The sequence below is a fragment of the Psychrobacter sp. Cmf 22.2 genome, from assembly GCF_001921745.1.
Classification (GTDB): Bacteria; Pseudomonadota; Gammaproteobacteria; order Pseudomonadales; family Moraxellaceae; genus Psychrobacter.
Genome location: NZ_MRYA01000001.1, coordinates 354,946 through 373,821 on the forward strand (window position 1 = coordinate 354,946; position 18,876 = coordinate 373,821).

Consider the following 18,876-nt stretch of genomic DNA (forward strand, 5'->3'; position numbering starts at 1 on the left):
TATTATAAATAAGAAAGAGTAACCCTTATGATTACTATGGAAGAATTGCAATCAGCGATAAAGCTGCGCATAGACAATTACAACAATAACGACTTTCCTCTACAACAAAGAGTCATCAATAATTGTGAGCTATTGGATAGCCGCAATCAAATACTGGCGGAAGATATCAAATCAAATTTTGATATACCCAGACAAAACCTCTCTGCGATGGATGGCTATGCGATTGCTCAAGGCAGCGTGCTTGCCAAAGACGACACCATTGACATCATTGGGGAGTCGCAAGCGGGCAGTGCTTACACGGGTCAGCTTGTAGCGGGACAAGGCGTACGTATCTTTACAGGCGCAGTCGTGCCAAGTGACTGTGATACGGTTATCATGCAAGAGAACACCAGTTTTGCGGAGATAAAAGACACGGTTGATAAGTCGCAGACTTACGCGATAACGCTCACACAAGCGGCCAAAGTGAATAATAATATTCGCCGCCAAGGTGAAGAGATTAAGTCAGGTGAAGCGGTCTTAAAAGTAGGCAAACGTATTAACCCTGCTGACATTAGCCTACTTGCCAATTTAGGCATTAGCCAAGTAAAAGTATTTGAGCCACTTATCGTAGGACTACTTGCGACTGGCGATGAGCTTGTCGCTGTAGGTGATGAGCTCACAAGCCTTGCACAAATATATAATTCCAATACCCCAACTCTCAAGAGCCTGCTGGCAGATTTGCCCATTACCATTCGTGATTACGGCATTATTCCCGATGATTTGGATAAGACGACTGCGGCTGTCAGTGCAGCTATGCAAGACTGTGATGTGCTGATCTCGACCGCTGGCGTATCGGTGGGCGATTATGATTTTTTGACTACCGTCATCGAGCAGCTCGGGCAGATTAACCATTATAAAGTAGCGATGAAACCCGGCAAGCCCTTTGTGTTTGGTGAATTAAACAAAGAACTTGATAAACCAGTATTATACTTCGGCTTACCTGGCAACCCACTATCTACGGTAGTAGGCGCGCTGCAGTTTGTGTTACCAGCACTGTGGCAACTATCAGGGGCGGCCGTGTCAGAGCAGCCTATGCAGCTGAACCTCAAAGCGACACTGATGAATAACATTAAAAAATCAGTCGGTCGCAAAGACTTTCAGCGCGGTGTACTGTCGCAAAATGCAGCAGGTAGTTATCAAGTTGAGTGCTTTTTAAGTCAGCAATCACACAGAATCAAGCAGCTAAGCTATGCCAATTGTTTTATTGTGTTAGATAAGGACAGCGGCAATGTGGCAGCGGGCGATACCGTGACCGTACAGCCTTTTCCTTGGCTACATCGTTAAATAAGCACTTGCCAATTTACTATAAGATGACTACAAGAAAACCCAAAATAAACGTTACAATAGGTTGATAAATTCGAATAAAAAAGTAATGCTGATAACCAGTAATACTGATGGCAGTAAATTATGAATGATGATAATACTAAAATAGGCAATGCTCTGATAGACAGTGCTCAGATATATTCGCCTACCTCAGCACATACTACGTTTGATAGTTATAGAGCGTCATCTGTAACTGCACCTGCTGCTAGTACGATTGATACTTATCAGCCATTAACGGACGGTTTCTCTCGTCGTCTGACTTATCTGCGTTTGTCTATCACTGATTTTTGTAATTTTCGCTGTGAATACTGCCTACCAAACGGTTATCAAGGCAAGCGTCCTGATGATGAGTTGAGTGTGCCTGAGATTGCGACAATTATTCGTGGGTTTGCGCAAGTCGGCACCAAAAAGGTGAGAATCACGGGTGGTGAACCTTCTATTCGCCGTGATGTGGTTGAGATTATTCAAACCATCAAACAGACATCAGGTATCGAAACTGTCGCTATGACCAGTAACGGTTATAAACTCGGTAAACACCTAGCGAGTTGGCAAGCCGCTGGACTAAATCAGTTGAATATCAGCATGGACAGCTTTGATGCTGATACCTTTCATAAGATGACCGGCTTTAATACGTTACCGCAGCTGCTTACTGATATGGATATTTTATTAAATACCACGGATATCAAGCTAAAGATAAACAGTGTTTTGATGGCAGAGACCGCGTTTGAAAACTTGATGGACGCTATCGACTATGTCAAAGACAGGCCCGTCACGTATCGCTTTATTGAATTTATGCAAACCAGTGATAATAGTGATCTGTTTTTTGCTCAGCATGCACATTCCGATACCATCATCGATTATCTGACTGAGCACGGCTGGCAACCACACGTACGAGGTAGTAGTGATGGTCCAGCGGTAGAGTATAGTCATCCAGACTATGTGGGTCGCATCGGTATGATCGCCCCTTATGCCGCGCATTTTTGTGAGACCTGTAACCGTCTGCGGGTAAGCAGTCAAGGTAAGGTGCATCTGTGCTTATTTGACCAAGGTAACTATGATATTCGTCAGCATCTGCAAACAGGGGATGTGCAAGGTTTGGTTGAGACTCTACATAGCTTTATGCCGATTAAGCCTGAGCACCATCATTTGCATGAGTCTAATAGCGGCATTATGCATAACTTATCAATTATCGGTGGTTAGCATTACTGTACTCTAATCATGAAATCTATATTTGAATCATAAACTGTATCTTTGAGGAATCCCTATGAGCAAACCTGCTGCTAAGTTTACCCCACTTAATATTGCCGTATTGACCGTTTCTGATAGTCGTACTCTTGCAGAAGATACGTCAGGACAGTACCTAGCAGATAGCCTGACCGACGCAGGTCATCATCTGGCGGATCGCAAGCTGATTACCGATGATATCTATCAGATACGAGCGGTGATTAGTGGCTGGATTGCTGATCCAAACGTCCACGCGGTTATTACCACTGGCGGTACAGGGTTTTTTATCAGAGACAGTATGCCAGAGGCAGTAAAGGTATTGTTTGATAAATCTATCGACGGCTTTGGTGAGATGTTTCGTCTGATCTCAAAAGATGAGATTGGCATGTCAACGGTACAGTCGCGCGCGGTTGCAGGCATGGCAAACAGCACGGGTATCTTTTGTTTGCCAGGCTCATCGGGCGCGTGCCGTACGGGCTGGGAAAACATCCTCAAAGCGCAGTTCGATAGCCGTACGCGACCGTGCAATTTTGTACCCCATTTTATGGCACAAAACCCAAGCCACGACTGATGCGAGGATAAGTAAAGTGTGGCTATGATAAATACTATAAATGGTTCAAATGGTTTGAACTGCTTAGACAGTTCGGCTGGTATTGTTATTTTAGCAGGTGGCGCGTCTAGCCGTATGGGCACGCCCAAAGCGGAGCTTACTCTACCGACAGGCGAGCGCTTGCTAGACTATCATGTACGGCAGGCGCTGGATTTAGCTAAAGCTCATACTGGCAATAACAAAAACGTGCCTATTATGATTGCCGATAATGGGCGCGGCTTTTATATTGATTCCGATCTGATGGATAGCGACTCTCAAGCGCCTATTATGCATGTTACTGATTATGGCGCTGATACGATTAATGGCCAGAATGCTGAGAGACAAAATAGCGCTGGCCAAAATAGTAACGGTCGGATTAGTAACAGCCAAATTCACACGGGCGGGGCATTGGTCGCTATCGAGTCGGCCCTGCAAACCGTGATAAAGACTTATTCGTCAGATGCTATAACAGAAAACCAGTCATCTTGGTTAATGGTGATTAGCTGTGATAGTCTGATACCGGCTACAGAGTTATGGCAAAAATTGCAGCCTGTAACAATCCAAATAAAGGATAGTCAAACCCGCAAAAACCAAGCTTATCATAAGCAGATCATTTGCTTAACCGATGAGCGCCATTTGTATCCATTATTAGGGCTTTATCAGTTAAGCATTGAGCCTGATCTAAAAGCCTATATTGATAATGGCGGGCGGCGAGTGATGGCCTTTATTCAGCCTATGACGCAAGCGGTGCCTTTAGCAAGCAACTGGCAGCATTTGACCAATTTTAATATGCCAGCAGACTTTGCTCGTGCTTGTGCATCATTAAGTAATTTATAAGAAACGTAAGAGAATGGATAAATGAACAGTAATAGCCAAGCAAACAACCAAGCTACTGCGGCCCAATCCACTTTATCGCATTTGGACAACGATGGCGATATTACTATGGTCGATGTCAGTGGTAAAACTGCTACCACACGAGAAGCCAGTGCAGCAGGGCAAGTACGGTTTCCAAACGAGATTTATCAGCAGATTAAAGCCGCTGATGGCATGACTAAAAAAGGCAGCATCACGCAAACTGCCCATATAGCAGGTATTATGGCCGCCAAGCGCACCCACGATCTGATCCCGCTGTGTCATCCACTACCATTAGATAAGATTGGTTTAACCTTTGAATATGATGATGCGTGCAACAGCATAACCGTCAGTGCAACTGTCAAAGTCACGCATAAAACGGGTGTCGAGATGGAAGCCTTAACCGCTGTAAGCGTGGCGTGCCTAACCATCTATGACATGACTAAAGCCATATCGCATGATATTGTCATTGATAATGTACATTTGCTAAAAAAAACGGGCGGAAAATCAGATTATAGTCATGCTTAGGATTATAAGACTTCTTTTAAAACAGTTTTTTCAAGACAGTAAGGCATTGAACACAAAGCCAAGTAGCTTGTAAAGAATGGAGAGTGTGATGAGCGCTATTGAATCAAAAATCGTTGAGCCAGAAACTGAAACAGCAACCAGCGTTGATACCGCCATGGATATTAATGTTTTATACTTTGCTAGCCTCGCTGATGAAGCTGGCTGCCAGCAAGAAACCATTAGCGTGGCGCAATCGACCTCATTGAGCCAGCTATACGAACAGCTTCATCAAAAGCATGGCTTTAGTCGTCCGCAATCTGAGCTGCGGGTCGCTGTCAACGATTACTTCGTTAAGTGGACAGAACAAATCCATGACGGCGATAGTGTGGTGTTTATTACCCCAGTCGCTGGTGGTTAAGCAAGAACTTTATAGAATATAGCTGATACACTTTCAAAGAAATATAGCGCTACTGGTATAAATTTTACTTGCGTGTTATGCCTACGCCGACAGAGGCGGCGCAAAATCCATTGCAGTAGCGCTTTTAAATTTAAATAACAGTTTTATTTTCAGCTGACTATAACTTATAGAGATACCACATGACAGACAACGTCCATAGCCAATCAATGACCATCAAACGCAGCGTTGATGAAGTATACGCAATCGCTGAGCGCGATGGCTTTGCTTTATTAGATATTGCTATCGATGAAGACAGACTTAAAAACACCCTTGATGATGACAGCTGCGGTGCCTTTGTCTGCTTTGAAGGCCGCGTGCGCAATCATAATAATGCCAGCAACGTTGAGCGCTTAACGTACTACGGCTATGAAGACTTGGCAATCAATCAAGGCCGAGCTATTATCGAAGAAGCCAAACAGCGTTTTGAGATTACCCATGCGGTTGCTATTCACCGTATTGGTGCGCTTGAGATCGGTGATGTGGCGGTATGGGTTGGGGTCGTCTCTGCCCATCGTTATCCGGCCTTTGACGCTTGCCACTGGATTCTTGACACCATCAAGGCAGATATTCCTGTGTGGAAGCAAGAGTATTATGAAGATGATTCTTCTAAGTGGTTAAGTAATAATGGATAGGTTAATAACGATTGTAATTGCAAGCTCACTTTTGTTATTAAGTGCTTGTACACAGGAGACTACTACAAATACAGCTTCTGCTGCCAATAACACTGAACATTCCCATACGCTGCGTATCGCTGCTGCTGCCAATTTGTCTGACGTACTGCCTGAGATTATTGATGGCTATCAAGCCTCAAGTGATCTGTCTGCGCAAAATATCCATGATATAGACGTCACTTATGCGTCCTCTGGCAAACTATACGCGCAGATTACGGCAGGCGCGCCTTATGATATATTTTTATCGGCCAATCAAGCGTTCCCCGCCAAACTTGCTGATGCAAGCGAGCAAGGCGTAAAATCTCATGAGCCTTTTACTTATGCGCAAGGCCAACTGGCACTATATAGCATTACCAGACCTTTGAATGAGCTGAATCCAAAAGCGCTGGCTGATATATTGACGAGCGATACCAATAGCAAAATCACTATCGCCAATCCCAAGCTTGCACCTTATGGCGCGTCGGCAAAATCTTACTTGCAGACGCAAAAGATATATGACACTTTAGAGCAGCAAAAACGGATAATACAAGCAGAAAATATTGGGCAGACCTTTCAGTACGCGCATACGGGAAATGTCGATTATGGCTTTGTGGCGCAATCACAGCTTGTCGCTATCAACGCCAAACCTGAGCAATTTATCACTTTAGCACCAGCGTCATATCCTGCTATTTTACAAGATGGTATCGTCATTGATGACTCTGCTGTCGCGACAGACTTTCGCAACTATCTGCTATCGACAGCAGGGCAACAGTATTTTTCACGAGCAGGATATTTAACCGTTCAACAATGATTAGCGGGATAGAATAAATCCCTATTGATATGATGAGCAATGACATTATGATAGATCCATCCCTGATGTCAGACATGCTCAGTCCATTCTTAGTCAGTCTCAAGCTGGCTGCCATCACTACCTTATGTTTATTACTCTTTGCCACGCCTATGGCTTATTGGCTTGCCAAACCAAGCCGTGGACACTTTGTGGCACGTGTCAAAGTGGTACTGATGGGCATTATTGCCATGCCGCTGGTACTGCCGCCGACCGTCATTGGTTTTTATTTATTATTACTGCTTAGTCCCAGCTCAGGTATCGGTCACTATCTTCATGAGCTTGGAGTTAGTCCCTTAATTTTTACCTTTGAAGGGCTGGTCATTGGTTCCATTATTTACTCCCTGCCATTTTATATCCAGCCTGTCTATGCCCAGTTTTTACGTATTCCCACAAGCGTGATGGATATGGCAGGATTATTAGAGCCAAGCCGTCTTAGGCGCTTTATGAGAGTGGCGTTACCACAAGCCAAGGTCGGTATTATTTTGGGTAGTCTTATCAGCTTTGCTCATACCATTGGCGAGTTTGGCGTGGTACTCATGATAGGGGGTAGTATCTCAGGTGAGACCAAAGTGGTGTCGATTGCGATATATGAGCAAGTCGAGGCACTCAACTATGACGCCGCGCACATGATGTCAGGCGTACTTATCATCATAGGAATGATAATGGTGGCGCTTATTGCGAGCGTGAATAAGTTAAATCAGCGCTGATCTGTACAAATCGTAAAAGTACATCTTGAAACGGTTATCTAGTATTAGAGGTGATATGCTAAATAGTATGATCATCGCCGAAGTTTTCTATTACTAAGTTTTTAAGTTGCTGTATATCAACAATCGCAGGCGTAGATCGACAAGTCGAGCTGCACAAAGGGGTTGCAGCCATCATTAAAACTTAAGGATGAACCATGAAAACAGAAGAGCACGTTTTAGCCTGTATTGATGGCTCAGCGGTTACTGAGTCGGTCTGTGATTATGCGGCATGGTACGCCAGCAGATTGGGGTTGCCAGTTGGGCTACTCCATGTCAGCGCTGTACCTGCATCGACCAGACGCGATTTATCAGGGGCGATAGGACTGAATAGTCGCGAATTCTTATTGGAAGAATTAACTGAATTGGACGAAAAAAGGGCCAAAGTCGTCAATAGCTATAGTAATGCACTAACACAAGATGCAAAAAGCTATTTGCAAAGTAGCTTTGAAGGTGTAGAAGTTAATATTTATCAACGTCGCGGTAAGCTATTACCGGCTATCGAACATTTTAAAGAAGAAAATCGTGCCATCGTTATGGGGCGTCGCGGTGAAGACCATAAGAATAGCCGCATCAATATTGGCAGCCAAATCGAAACCGTTGCACGGGCATCAAGCATACCTGTTTTGATTTGTTCAGAAAAATTTGAGGCGCCAAAGTCATACATGGTCGCATTTGATGCTAGCAAAACCGCTATCAAAGCCACACAGATGGTAGCAAAGAGCGATCTATTGCGAGGGCTAAAAGGTCACATCGTTATGGTAGGTAACGATAAAGACTCGGCCAAAAAAAGCCTTGCTGATGCTGTTGAGCATTTAACATCAGCGGGCTTTGCAGTAGAAGCTCATCTTTTGCCTGAGCTTGATGCGGTTGATGGATTATTGACTTTTCAGATAGATAACGATGTCGATATCATCGTGGTTGGTGCTTATGGCCATTCTAAGTTACAGCGCTTGTTTCTTGGCAGCACTACTACAGAAATTATCGCCAGCACACTGTCACCGGTGATTTTGGTGCGCTAACACACGTCAGACGTTGGAAGTATTATAAGCTAGCTAGGTGCGGTTGTAGAGTTGATATTGTGGTTAGGTCTACAATGACTGCCATAGATGCCTGCCAAATCAATACCTAACAAATTAACACCTGATAAATTAATAAAAATTAAAAGGAAAATAAAATGAAATTAAAAGATAGAGTAGCCATCGTATTTGGTGGCACATCTGGACTTGGTGAAGCGACTGCTAAAGCTTATGCAGCTGAGGGCGCAAAAGTAATTGTCACTGGCCGCGACGAAACAGATGGTAAGCGTATCGCTGATGAGATAAAAGACAACGACCAACAAGCCATTTTTGTGGAAGCGAACGTAACTGACGGTGCAGAGATACAGGCTGTTATAGATAAGGCTTTAGAAACGTTTGGTCAAATCGATATTTTATACAATGGTGCTGGTATTCACGATGCTTATAAGACAGCGGTAGAATTAGAAGCAGACGAGTACGATAAATTGATGGCTATCAATGTAAAAGCGCCATATCTAGCAGCAAAAGCGGTGGTTCCACACTTTTTAGAAAGAGGTAAAGGCACTATTATTAATGTAGGCTCACAAGCGACACAGGTAGCAGGTCCTGGAGGCTCAGCTTACGTCACATCCAAGCATGCCATCTTAGGTTTTACCAAGCAGCTGGCTTTTGACTTTGGTAGCAAAGGCATTAAGGTAAACCTTATTTCTCCTGGATTTATAGAAACACCAATGACTAAAGGTATTGAAGATGAGCGATTAGACGACATTCCAGCGAAGCGTGCAGGAAAGCCGGAGGAGATTGCTGCACTTGCCGTATTCTTAGCCTCTGATGATTCTAACTACATGCATGGCTCTAACGTATTTATGGATGGCGGCTGGGTTCTTGGAAGATAAAGAGCTTTTGAAATGTAACCTCTTTTAGTAGTCAACAAGATGGATATAATGGATATTAAAGCAGCAGTCACTCACAACCAAGGCGCAGCTTTTGAATTAAAGCCTGTACAGCTTGCCACGCCTGAGATTGATGAGATACGAGTAAAAGTCGTTGCGACAGGCGTCTGTCATACCGATGTGGTCGCGCGCGTATTTATCCCGCAGCTGATTGCTTATTTCAAGGCAGGTCAATTCCCATTTGATAAGCTGGTTAAATTTTACGATTTTGAGGACATCAACCAAGCGTTTGAAGATTCGGCAAGTGGCATTACCATTAAGCCGATTCTGAGAGTAGGATCATAAGCAAAACGCAAAGTTAAATTGGTATTTAATTACCCCAAAAGCAGATTATTTTTTGAATTTTAAAGGTACATGTTGATGGCGATATATGTGGATTTTATGCAGATAGAGTTTAAAGGCTATAGATGGTGCCACATGCTGGCAGATACCTTGCAAGAGCTGCATGAATTTGCGGCATTGATTGAGGTGGATAAGCGCCTGTTTCACCGTAATGCTAGCTATCCTCATTACGACGTGACAGTACAAATGCGAGAGACAGCGATTAAGTATGGTGCTATACCTGCTAATAGAAGAAAAATTATCGAGTGTGCAAAGAAGTTAAAAGTGGAGCTGCATGAGCAAATAGCACGATCTGAGAATTGCGAATAAGTGAATTTGGTAGAGAGACAAAAAAGGTGGACCATGCTTTTGCATTCCACCTTTTTTATTACTCTAAATATGACCGTTTTCAATGTTTATTATCAATGTTTATTAATAGCTACTTTGCAGTAGCAGCTTTACTAATACCATCAAGGGCTTTTGCGATGTTAGCGAGCTGGGTATCACAACCTTTTATATTATGACGCTCTTTTAGATACTCAGGATTGTTGTACGACAACCACACTTTTTTATCAGCGCCTTCACTGATGAGAATTTTTTGCGGTAGATCGATAGCGACGCTTTGCTCGCAATTCATCAATGGCGTACCCGCTTTTGGGTTACCAAACATAATCACTTGCGTCGGCCTTAATGTTAAATCGACACCTTGCGCGTTTTTCTGATGATCGACACGCGCAAATACTTTCATGCCTTTACTTTCAATAATCCCCGCTAGCTTATCAGCGGTATCTTGAACGGAATGATTACTTTGCATCGTCACCAAACCCTTCTCAGCATTGATAGCAGTCATCGTTTCTGGCGTCGACTGCACCTTATCCGGCGCGTTTAAAATATTTTCAACACTGGCGCAAGAGGAAACAGCCAAAGCTAGGGCAGTGATAGTGATAATTTTAAGCATAAAAAGTCCTTTTTTAGTGTGAACGTTTATTGAGCGAATGATGGCTGACAACATCAAGTATAGTCGATCCTAAATAAGATAAGTACACTACATTCTGACGCGAAACTGGTATAAATTTTACTTGCGTGCTGTGCCTGCGCTGCTCGATGCTGCGTAAAATTCATCCCAGTTCCACTGTATCTTTTTTTACTGGACTCGCTATATTCTGTATGTATCAGAGTTAAGTGCTTCATAGCATTGTGCGTAATAAACTGCGCATAGTAAAGGGTCGCATTACAACACCTCTTAAAGAATTACAAAGCCAAACGCTCTGCCAGATAATCTACGAGCAATCGAATCTTAGGTGATAAATGACGGTTGTGCGGATAGACGGCCCAAATGCTCTCTTCAGGCTCTCTATAGTTATCCAGTAAGCTGACCAGCTCGCCTGATGCTAAGTATTGTTGCACATAATAATCAGGTAGCTGCACAATACCTAAACCTTTTAACGCCGCATCAACTAGACTATGACCACTGTTATATTGCACAGTGCCAGACACTCGTAGGTTTTTTTCTTTATCTGCTTGCTTATTCACTTCTTTATCAGCGTGTTTATCATTGTCGATAAAATGCCAATAATCACGAGTGCCAAGTAAGCAGTTATGTTGGCTTAGCTCGGACAGAACATGAGGCGTGCCGTACTTTTTGAGATAAGCGGGCGCAGCACAAACGAAGTTGGTACGACGACTGAGTTTTTTTGCCATCATGGTTGAATCGCTTAATTTGCCAATACGAATCGCCAAATCATAGCCGCCATCTACTAAGTCGATTTTTTGATTACTCAAAAATGCCGTGACTTCAATATCACGATATTGCACCATAAAGTCATTAACCAATGGCAATAGTTGCTGCTCACCATAAGTGACAGGAGCGGTCAGTTTAATTCTGCCTTGGGGCTTTGATTGCAGATTGCTCACCGCTTGTTCAGCGGCATCTAAGCCATCGAGCACACCGCGGCAATGCTGATAAAATATGCGGCCTTCTTCTGTTAATGACACTTTACGTGTCGTGCGATACAGCAGTTTGATATTCAAGCGCTTCTCTAACGCACTGATTTGCCGACTGACTTGCGCCGTTGACATGCCCAACTCTTTTGCGGCGCGAGTAAAGCTCTCGTACTCTGCTACATAGACAAACTCGCTGATACCATCCCAACCCATGATTATTACCACTGTGTAAAAGATATTTGTAAATATAGCACATTGTTATCGTTTCAGAAAAGACTATAATAGTTAGCATAAATTAACGTTTTACAGACCAAGGCAATGTAACCATGTGACGATAGTAGCTTGCCTCTATTTAGTCAGCGCTATAAGATAAATGGGTCTGCGTTCAATCAACGATAAAACCAACTAAAAGAGAGAATACTATGTCAGATAAATTTATTAAATCTAAAGCCGCCGTCGCGTGGGGGCCAAATGAGCCGCTATCGATCGAAGAAGTGGATGTCATGCTGCCGCGTAAGGGTGAGGTATTGGTAAAAATCATCGCCAGTGGCGTGTGCCATACCGATGCGTTTACCTTATCTGGTGAAGATCCAGAAGGTGTATTCCCGGCTATCTTGGGTCATGAAGGTGGCGGTATCGTTGAGCAAATCGGTGAAGGCGTGACCAGCGTCCAAGTTGGCGATCATGTCATTCCTTTATATACTGCAGAGTGCGGTGTCTGTAAAATGTGCCGTTCAGGTAAAACCAATCTGTGTTCAGCCGTACGCGAGACTCAAGGTAAAGGCTTAATGCCAGACGGAACGACGCGTTTTTATAAAGATGGCGAGCCGATTTATCATTATATGGGTTGCTCAACTTTTTCTGAATATACCGTCTTACCAGAGATTTCATTGGCCAAAGTTGACGCTGATGCCCCGTTAGAAAAGGTGTGCTTGCTTGGTTGCGGCGTGACCACCGGTATGGGCGCGGTTATGAATACGGCTAAAGTTGAAGAAGGCTCTACCGTTGCTGTTTTCGGTCTTGGTGGTATTGGCCTCGCCGCTATTATTGGTGCAAAAATGGCCAAAGCCAGTCGTATTATTGGTGTCGATATCAACGAAGATAAATTTGAGTTGGCTAAGAAGCTTGGCGCGACTGATTGCATCAATTCTAAAGACTACGACAAGCCTATCCAAGAGGTTATCGTCGAGATGACTGATGGCGGTGTAGACTACTCTTTTGAATGTATTGGTAATGTCGATGTGATGCGCTCAGCGCTTGAATGCTGTCATAAAGGTTGGGGTGAGTCGGTCATCATCGGTGTCGCTGGTGCTGGACAAGAGATCTCAACCCGTCCATTCCAGCTAGTGACTGGTCGCGTCTGGAAAGGTTCGGCATTTGGTGGCGTCAAAGGTCGCAGCGAGTTACCCGGCTACGTCGATCGTTATATGCAAGGTGACATCCCATTAAATGACTTTATCACTCACACTATGCCATTAGAGGACATCAACGAAGCATTTGATCTGATGCATAAAGGTGAGAGTATTCGTACCGTTATTCATTTTTAAGAGATATTTTCTAAAACATGCCCTAGTTTTATAAGATAGAAAAAACAAAAATGCCGCCCTTATATAGGAGCGGCATTTTTTTAGCATTAAAAGTATAGTCAGTGAAAGTAATATCGACACATCACGCACTGCTGATATCGATTTTTCTTACTTGCTGTGTCTGCGCAGATAGGGGCTACAAAGAATTGATATCAGCAATACTGTGGTTTTTTTAGGATATTTTGACTATAGAGTTCTAAATAACGGTTAGCCTTGAGTATCAAGAATAATCTGCTCTGCAAGCGTAACAAGATCTGAGGCCATAAAGTCCGGTGTGGGCACATTGGATGCAGGCAACATGGCATTATAGGGCCGAGTGAGAAATGCGCCTTGGCAGCCAGCGGCTTGCGCGCCAATCGTATCCCAAAGATGACAAGCGACAAGGCAAAGATCTGACATTTCAACAGCCAGCTCGTCAGCGACCATTTGATAAGTCTCAGGAGCAGGCTTAAACTTGCCAACCTTTTCAACGCTAAAAGACTGCTCAAAAAACGCGTTCAATCCCGCTTTTTCAAGTGGCGCAGGAGAAGCACTACTGGCTGAATTGGTCAATGTCACCAGTCGAAACCCTGCGTCACGTAGTTTGGTCAAGGCTGGTATTGCATCAGGATGAGCAGGCATTTTGCTCATGCGCTCTTTTAACTCATTGATATCATCATCTGTCAACGTTACTTCATGGATATCAGCTGTCATCTGTAACGCACCAACGCCAATCTCACCAAAAGGCGTATACAGTCCTGACAAAGTCATGGTCTGCGAGTAAAGCACTAATTGAGCAAACCACTCCCTTAACATGTGCTTGTCACCGAACAGGCGAGCAAATAATGGTTCAAGAGTGGTAATGTCGAGTAGCGTCTCATTGACATCGAAGACGATAATCGAGGGTGATAGATTGTTGGACATAAAAACTCCTTTTTAGTAGTTATGAGTACCGTCTAACTTTAACTAGACTTGAGAGGTTGTTCAAGATAAAATTGAGCAATCGCTCAAATTAATATTGTTTTACAACTTTGCTGCATCTGATTGTAGCTTGGCACAGACTGAATATTGGAATTGAACATGTCTCGTACGACGCTTTATAACCGACAAGACTCTTTAGAGCAGGCTTTACAGCTTTTTTGGCAAAAGGGTTTTCATGCAACGTCTTTAAAAGATTTAGAAAAAGCACTCGATATGCGCCCGGGGAGTATTTACGCGGCTTTTGGTAGCAAGGATGGACTGTTCCAAGAAGTATTAGAGCACTATGCTCGTCTGACACTGACCGAGCTAGAATATACTTTGAAAACTCATCATTCGCCATTGATGGGGCTAGCTGCCTACTTGCGACAGCTTGGCGGAATTCTCGATAAGGGGCTGCCAAGTCGCGCTTGTATGCTGGTCAAAAGCTTACTGGAGCTTGGCGCGCGTGAGCAATCAGCCTTACAAAAGGTTGAGGCCATGCTGGCTGGTATGGAAGCGCGATTTATTGACTGCTTTACGGAAGCTCAGCGCATAGGGGAGCTTGATAGTGAGCTTGACCCTGTTAGGCTGGCTCGGCGTTTACAAGCTGAAATAATGGGGCTGCGCGCTTTTGCACAGCGTGATGTAGATAGTGCTGCTGTACATGAGCTTGCCGAAGATATGGCGCAATCAATAGAAGCCTTGCGTGATGATAGCGCCACAGAATCGACATAATTTAATCAGCCATGTCAGCTAATTGCTTTAGAATTTGAGTATAGTTCTCAACCCCTTGAGCACCGCTAACCAGATGACGCTCATTAAAAATGATGGCTGGTACGCTTTGAATGCCTTGCTGCTGCCAGTGCTTCTCAGTCTCTCGTACTTCTTTTGCAAAGCGCTGATCCTGTAACACTGCCAGCGCCTCGCTACGATCTAGCCCAATCTCTGCTGCAATATCTGCCAGCACTTCTTTATCAGAGATATTACGACCATTAGTAAAGTGAGCGGTGAACAAGGCTTGCTTTAGGTCGTGCATCCGGTCCTGTTGATCTGCCCAGTGCAGCAGCTGATGCAAATCAAATGTATTGTGCATACGTGTGTCATCATCAAAGTTGAATGTAAAGCCCACCTCACTACCAGCTTCAGTCATTCTAGCGCGGCTGGCATCCGACTCAGCTTTGCTTGAGCCATACTTCTCCATGATATGCTCACGCAAGTTTTGACCAGCGCTTGGCATATTAGGGTTTAGCTCAAATGGATGCCAATGAATCTCATAGTCGGTATTGGTTTGTTCAAGCGCTTTTGCCAATTGACGATAACCGACGACGCACCAAGGGCAAACCACGTCCGATACAATATCTATGCGCAATGGCTGCTCTGATGATAACTGCTTTGAATGTTTCATATGACCTCTCGTTAGCTATTGTTTATAATTTTAACTCACAAAACTGCTACATGTTAGCCTAGGTAATTAGTCAGCCTTTTGCCATTCAAACTTTTGGAACGGCTTATCAATTGGCGTGTTAGCGAGATGGTTGGTGTAGTTGCTCATCACTTTTTGCGCGGCTGCAAGGATAACTTCCAGAACTTGACGCTTAGTAAAACCTGCATTTAAGAATGCTTGTACAGCGTCATCATTAACATTACCACGATCACGGACGACAGAGAGTGTGAAGTTACGTAGTGCTTCCAACTTCTCAGTCGGCAATGGGGTCTCATTACGTAATGCTTCAGTGATAGCGTCATCTACGTTCATACTTTTGGCAATGCCAGTATGTGCTGGCACGCAATAATGACAATTGTGCTCAACGTTGATGGTTTGCCATACAACGGTAGTTTCTTCATTATCAAAGCTACTGTCTAAAAACAACTGATGCAAACGTTGATAACCTTCTAAAAGCCCGGGTGCTTCGGACATGACAGCATGTAGATTTGGAATCATACCAAAGGCATCAATAGAGTTATTCAGCAACGCTTTGCTATCCTCTGGTGCACTTTGTTTGTCATGTAAAGTAAAGTCAGTCATATAAGAATCCTTATTGTAGTTGCTAATGGTTAGTTGTTGATGATTTGGTGGTGAATGATTTTTTATCGAATTGACTATATTTGAGTGACTGCTCAAATTAATAGATAATGCGTCTTCGAGTAAATCAACTACAATCACTATAAATCATTTTGAGCGAACGTTCAATAATAATTAGGAGATTGTCGGAATCACAACACTTTCATTACAATGTGCTGTACTACGATGGTTAAAATAGAACACATTCAAGACTTAAGTAATAGTTTAAATAACAACTCAAATAATAAGGATGGCTCATGGCTAAGACTATTTTGATTACTGGCAGTACTGATGGCATTGGTAAATTGACCGCTTTAAAGCTGGCAGAAGCGGGACATCAAGTTTATTTGCATGGTAGGAATGAGGACAAACTTGACAATGTCATAGCAGAAGTCAACGCTGTCGCGACAGGCGCGGCAGTAGATAATATTGATGGGTTTGTGGCTGATTTCTCAGATTTGAATGCGGTACGTAAAATGGCAGCAGAAGTCAGCGAAAAACTACCAAAGCTTGATGTACTCATCAACAATGCAGGGATTTATACCACCTCATCGGCAATGACTAAAGATGGATTGGACGTACGCTTTGTGGTCAATTATCTAGCGCCTTACGAGTTAACCAACGCCTTATTACCTTTGCTCAAAAAGTCGGGTGAAGCCCGCATCATTAATCTAAGCTCTGCGGCGCAAGCATCGATATCATATAAGGCATTTGCAGGACAAGAGCGTCTCGCCGATAAAGACGCCTATGCTCAAAGCAAGCTGGCTCTTACGATGTGGAGTATGGATTTAGCCGACACAGTCGCAGCAGATGACATCAATGTCATCGCTGTCAATCCAGGCTCATTATTGAATACTAAAATGGTTGATGAAGCTTATGGTCAGTATTGGTCACCGGCGGATAAAGGAGCAAATATCCTAACGGAACTTGCCGTCTCAGATGAGTTTGCCGACGATACTGGCAAGTACTTTGATAATGATATCAAGGATGGCGCGCATGGTGATGTAAGAGGGGAGTTTGGTCAACCGCATGCAGATGCTTTAAATAAAGAAGCCATTACAGAGCTTGAGCATCAAACTCAAGCAGTATTACAGTCGACTTCTATATAAGTTATCGATTTTTGAATAATTTATTAGGGCGTGTCCTCATTTTAAAAATGGTGATAAAAATGAGATAAATTGCAGTCAAACAAGGAAAATAGCGCAGATAATATCGAGATATTAGTCAGCTATTTGACGCTGTTTGGCAAGATTTAGCCATTTTTAACCCATTTAGATTATTATCGATTGAATTGAGGACACGCCCTATTTCTATCTAATGATATAATTCGTCACGTTAGCATCTATATTTTTACGACTTGTGTTTAAGTGACTTAAGTTTCACGACTTAAGTTTCATGATTTTTTCAAGAACTAGGCACATTTATTAAGTGTTTAATAATAGCTAAAAATTAATTAGAGCATAGCTAGCTTGCGCCCAACAGGAGTTAATCCCATCATGATTTGGCTAAAGATGCTTGTTGGCGCGTTGGTGGTATTATTAATTCAACTGTTCGCTCAAAGTCGGTTTTTCTATTTGGCCGCCCTTGCGCCGCTTTTCCCGACTTTTACTTTGATTAGTCATTTTTTAGTCAGTACTCAGCGTAGTGCTACAGATTTTAAAGTTGCACTGATATTTAGTATGCTAGGTGTGATACCGCATCTCATTTATACGCTTATTGTGTTTTTTAGTTTTAGCCATATGGGACTTTATAAGGCGTTACTGCTAGGTATTGCAGGCTGGTTAATCGCTGCTGCTATTTTGGTATTTGCATGGCAACATCTGCAAATATAACGAAGAATGAATCAGTATGTTAAGCGCTTCTTTTGTTGTCCATGCTTCTTTTATTGGTCATGCAATCAAACCATGCGTCGTCATAGACAGCAGTAGCAGAATCAAAGTGCACGTATATTTTTTCATTATTTAATGTCGCATACCAATGCTCATCGTTATATCCTGTAAGCACTTGAAAATACTTATCATTTACAAAGTCGCCTACAACATAGGTATTGCCTGTTGCAAAAAAGGTATTGCCAGCCGTACAGAGTAGTGTATCGCCCGTATTTATCATAGCTTCCTACTTATATATTTTAGTATATTCGGAAAAGTTAATATATGATTTTATCCGAATATAAGATGAAATACCATAAGGCAGGGTACGATGAATACGTTTTGTAACGTAATTTTTTACGCTTCCATACAAAAAAGCAAGACACTTGCTGCCTTGCTTTTTAGTTAACTTATGCGATTTTTATATTGATGAATCAGCGTCCATAATTAGCACAAGAGGCGGGTTGCCAATAAAACTCAGTGGCAAAAAACTCATCATTACGTAGTCTGCCTTCATAACTGTCGTCAAATATTATCTTGTATTGACAAGTTTCGACTCTGTCATCAGTACTGTGAAATTTGAGAATATAATCCCATTCGCGAGCGTTAAATCCTTCACTAAAGTGAGGTGTGCCAATTAACTGGTAGATTTGATCTTTAGTCGTACCTACTTGAATATTAGCAACATCCTCATGATTGACGATACTACCGCCTTTTTGCCACGCTTTGTTTGGATCTGGGAACATCAAGTCGTTGGCATCAACAGAGCCATGCTGAGCACCAGGGGTCAAATGCCATGTTGGCGTTATGTTTTTTTGGGTACAGCCAGTCACTGTGAATAGTAGAGCAGTAGTGGCTAATAAGCCGTAACGGTAAGTAGATTTTTTCATGATCCATTCCTTAATATATGTTGTGTGTCATCTGACAACGTTTATCTATTTATAAGAAGC

24 protein-coding genes are annotated in these 18,876 nt (G+C 43.0%); 17 read left to right on the top strand and 7 right to left on the bottom strand.

The features are described 5' to 3' along the window. The first annotated feature begins 27 nt into the window (after positions 1–27). The 13 genes from glp to BTV98_RS01590 all read left to right on the top strand — a co-directional run bounded on the left by glp (position 28) and on the right by BTV98_RS01590 (position 9,857). The gene (gene glp, locus BTV98_RS01530; RefSeq protein ID WP_075102761.1) at positions 28–1,323 is read left to right on the top strand and encodes a gephyrin-like molybdotransferase Glp; all 1,296 of its coding nucleotides are present in this window, start codon (positions 28–30) and stop codon (positions 1,321–1,323) included. Between the two features lie 123 nt (positions 1,324–1,446). Next, on the top strand, positions 1,447–2,562 hold the full coding sequence (gene moaA / locus BTV98_RS01535; protein ID WP_075102762.1) for a GTP 3',8-cyclase MoaA: 1,116 nt from the start codon (positions 1,447–1,449) through the stop codon (positions 2,560–2,562). Between the two features lie 64 nt (positions 2,563–2,626). Beyond that, a complete protein-coding gene (gene moaB, locus BTV98_RS01540) occupies positions 2,627–3,157 on the top strand; it encodes a molybdenum cofactor biosynthesis protein B (RefSeq protein WP_058369281.1) in 531 nt (176 codons plus the stop codon). Between the two features lie 24 nt (positions 3,158–3,181). Beyond that, positions 3,182–4,012, top strand: coding sequence for a molybdenum cofactor guanylyltransferase (locus BTV98_RS01545; RefSeq protein ID WP_075102763.1), 831 nt, complete (start codon positions 3,182–3,184; stop codon positions 4,010–4,012). Between the two features lie 21 nt (positions 4,013–4,033). Beyond that, entirely contained in the window at positions 4,034–4,555 is a 522-nt protein-coding gene (gene moaC / locus BTV98_RS01550) for a cyclic pyranopterin monophosphate synthase MoaC (protein WP_058369283.1), read from the top strand. Between the two features lie 88 nt (positions 4,556–4,643). Further along, on the top strand, positions 4,644–4,952 hold the full coding sequence (locus BTV98_RS01555) for a MoaD/ThiS family protein (protein WP_058369284.1): 309 nt from the start codon (positions 4,644–4,646) through the stop codon (positions 4,950–4,952). A gap of 179 nt (positions 4,953–5,131) precedes the next feature. Continuing rightward, the gene (locus tag BTV98_RS01560; RefSeq protein WP_075102764.1) at positions 5,132–5,623 is read left to right on the top strand and encodes a molybdenum cofactor biosynthesis protein MoaE; all 492 of its coding nucleotides are present in this window, start codon (positions 5,132–5,134) and stop codon (positions 5,621–5,623) included. Beyond that, a complete protein-coding gene (gene modA / locus BTV98_RS01565; RefSeq protein ID WP_075102765.1) occupies positions 5,616–6,452 on the top strand; it encodes a molybdate ABC transporter substrate-binding protein in 837 nt (278 codons plus the stop codon). Before BTV98_RS01560 ends, modA begins: the two co-directional genes overlap by 8 nt. A 47-nt stretch (positions 6,453–6,499) precedes the next feature. Then, positions 6,500–7,198, top strand: a complete 699-nt coding sequence (modB, locus tag BTV98_RS01570; protein WP_075102977.1) for a molybdate ABC transporter permease subunit — start codon at positions 6,500–6,502, stop codon at positions 7,196–7,198. A gap of 194 nt (positions 7,199–7,392) precedes the next feature. Beyond that, positions 7,393–8,256: a universal stress protein gene (locus BTV98_RS01575; protein ID WP_058369888.1), complete on the top strand. Its 864-nt coding sequence runs from the start codon at positions 7,393–7,395 to the stop codon at positions 8,254–8,256. Positions 8,257–8,411: 155 nt separating this feature from the next. Further along, entirely contained in the window at positions 8,412–9,149 is a 738-nt protein-coding gene (locus tag BTV98_RS01580) for an SDR family NAD(P)-dependent oxidoreductase (protein WP_058369889.1), read from the top strand. 48 nt (positions 9,150–9,197) lie between these two features. Next, entirely contained in the window at positions 9,198–9,491 is a 294-nt protein-coding gene (locus tag BTV98_RS13840; RefSeq protein WP_197409110.1) for a hypothetical protein, read from the top strand. A gap of 75 nt (positions 9,492–9,566) precedes the next feature. Beyond that, positions 9,567–9,857 (top strand): DUF4031 domain-containing protein, encoded by a 291-nt coding sequence (locus tag BTV98_RS01590; protein WP_058369890.1) that lies wholly within the window; start codon positions 9,567–9,569, stop codon positions 9,855–9,857. A 109-nt stretch (positions 9,858–9,966) separates the two neighbouring features. On the opposite strand, the gene BTV98_RS01595 is transcribed toward BTV98_RS01590, so the two are convergent. Both BTV98_RS01595 and BTV98_RS01600 read right to left on the bottom strand, forming a co-directional pair. Beyond that, entirely contained in the window at positions 9,967–10,485 is a 519-nt protein-coding gene (locus tag BTV98_RS01595) for a DUF302 domain-containing protein (protein WP_075102766.1), read from the bottom strand. Positions 10,486–10,778: 293 nt separating this feature from the next. Further along, positions 10,779–11,684 (bottom strand): LysR family transcriptional regulator, encoded by a 906-nt coding sequence (locus tag BTV98_RS01600; RefSeq protein WP_058369891.1) that lies wholly within the window; start codon positions 11,682–11,684, stop codon positions 10,779–10,781. Between the two features lie 209 nt (positions 11,685–11,893). On the opposite strand from BTV98_RS01600, the gene BTV98_RS01605 reads away from it, so the two are divergent. Then, a complete protein-coding gene (locus BTV98_RS01605; protein ID WP_058369892.1) occupies positions 11,894–13,018 on the top strand; it encodes an S-(hydroxymethyl)glutathione dehydrogenase/class III alcohol dehydrogenase in 1,125 nt (374 codons plus the stop codon). Positions 13,019–13,264: 246 nt separating this feature from the next. On the opposite strand, the gene BTV98_RS01610 is transcribed toward BTV98_RS01605, so the two are convergent. Further along, positions 13,265–13,960, bottom strand: coding sequence for a haloacid dehalogenase type II (locus BTV98_RS01610; RefSeq protein ID WP_075102767.1), 696 nt, complete (start codon positions 13,958–13,960; stop codon positions 13,265–13,267). Positions 13,961–14,116: 156 nt separating this feature from the next. Between BTV98_RS01610 and BTV98_RS01615 the strand changes: the two genes are divergently transcribed. Then, on the top strand, positions 14,117–14,731 hold the full coding sequence (locus tag BTV98_RS01615) for a TetR/AcrR family transcriptional regulator (RefSeq protein WP_075102768.1): 615 nt from the start codon (positions 14,117–14,119) through the stop codon (positions 14,729–14,731). A 1-nt stretch (position 14,732) separates the two neighbouring features. On the opposite strand, the gene BTV98_RS01620 is transcribed toward BTV98_RS01615, so the two are convergent. Beyond that, positions 14,733–15,401 carry a DsbA family protein gene (locus tag BTV98_RS01620; protein ID WP_075102769.1) on the bottom strand — a complete coding sequence of 223 codons (669 nt, stop codon included), beginning with the start codon at positions 15,399–15,401 and terminating at the stop codon, positions 14,733–14,735. A 66-nt stretch (positions 15,402–15,467) separates the two neighbouring features. Continuing rightward, a complete protein-coding gene (locus BTV98_RS01625) occupies positions 15,468–16,022 on the bottom strand; it encodes a carboxymuconolactone decarboxylase family protein (protein WP_075102770.1) in 555 nt (184 codons plus the stop codon). 293 nt (positions 16,023–16,315) lie between these two features. On the opposite strand from BTV98_RS01625, the gene BTV98_RS01630 reads away from it, so the two are divergent. Continuing rightward, positions 16,316–17,167, top strand: coding sequence for an SDR family NAD(P)-dependent oxidoreductase (locus BTV98_RS01630; protein ID WP_075102771.1), 852 nt, complete (start codon positions 16,316–16,318; stop codon positions 17,165–17,167). 387 nt (positions 17,168–17,554) lie between these two features. Beyond that, positions 17,555–17,890, top strand: a complete 336-nt coding sequence (locus tag BTV98_RS01635) for a GlpM family protein (RefSeq protein ID WP_058369897.1) — start codon at positions 17,555–17,557, stop codon at positions 17,888–17,890. 19 nt (positions 17,891–17,909) lie between these two features. Here BTV98_RS01635 and BTV98_RS01640 read toward each other — a convergent pair whose 3' ends face one another. Beyond that, the gene (locus BTV98_RS01640) at positions 17,910–18,167 is read right to left on the bottom strand and encodes a hypothetical protein (protein ID WP_075102772.1); all 258 of its coding nucleotides are present in this window, start codon (positions 18,165–18,167) and stop codon (positions 17,910–17,912) included. A gap of 193 nt (positions 18,168–18,360) precedes the next feature. Continuing rightward, positions 18,361–18,816 (bottom strand): outer membrane protein assembly factor BamE, encoded by a 456-nt coding sequence (locus BTV98_RS01645; protein WP_075102773.1) that lies wholly within the window; start codon positions 18,814–18,816, stop codon positions 18,361–18,363. Between the last annotated feature and the right edge of the window lie 60 nt (positions 18,817–18,876).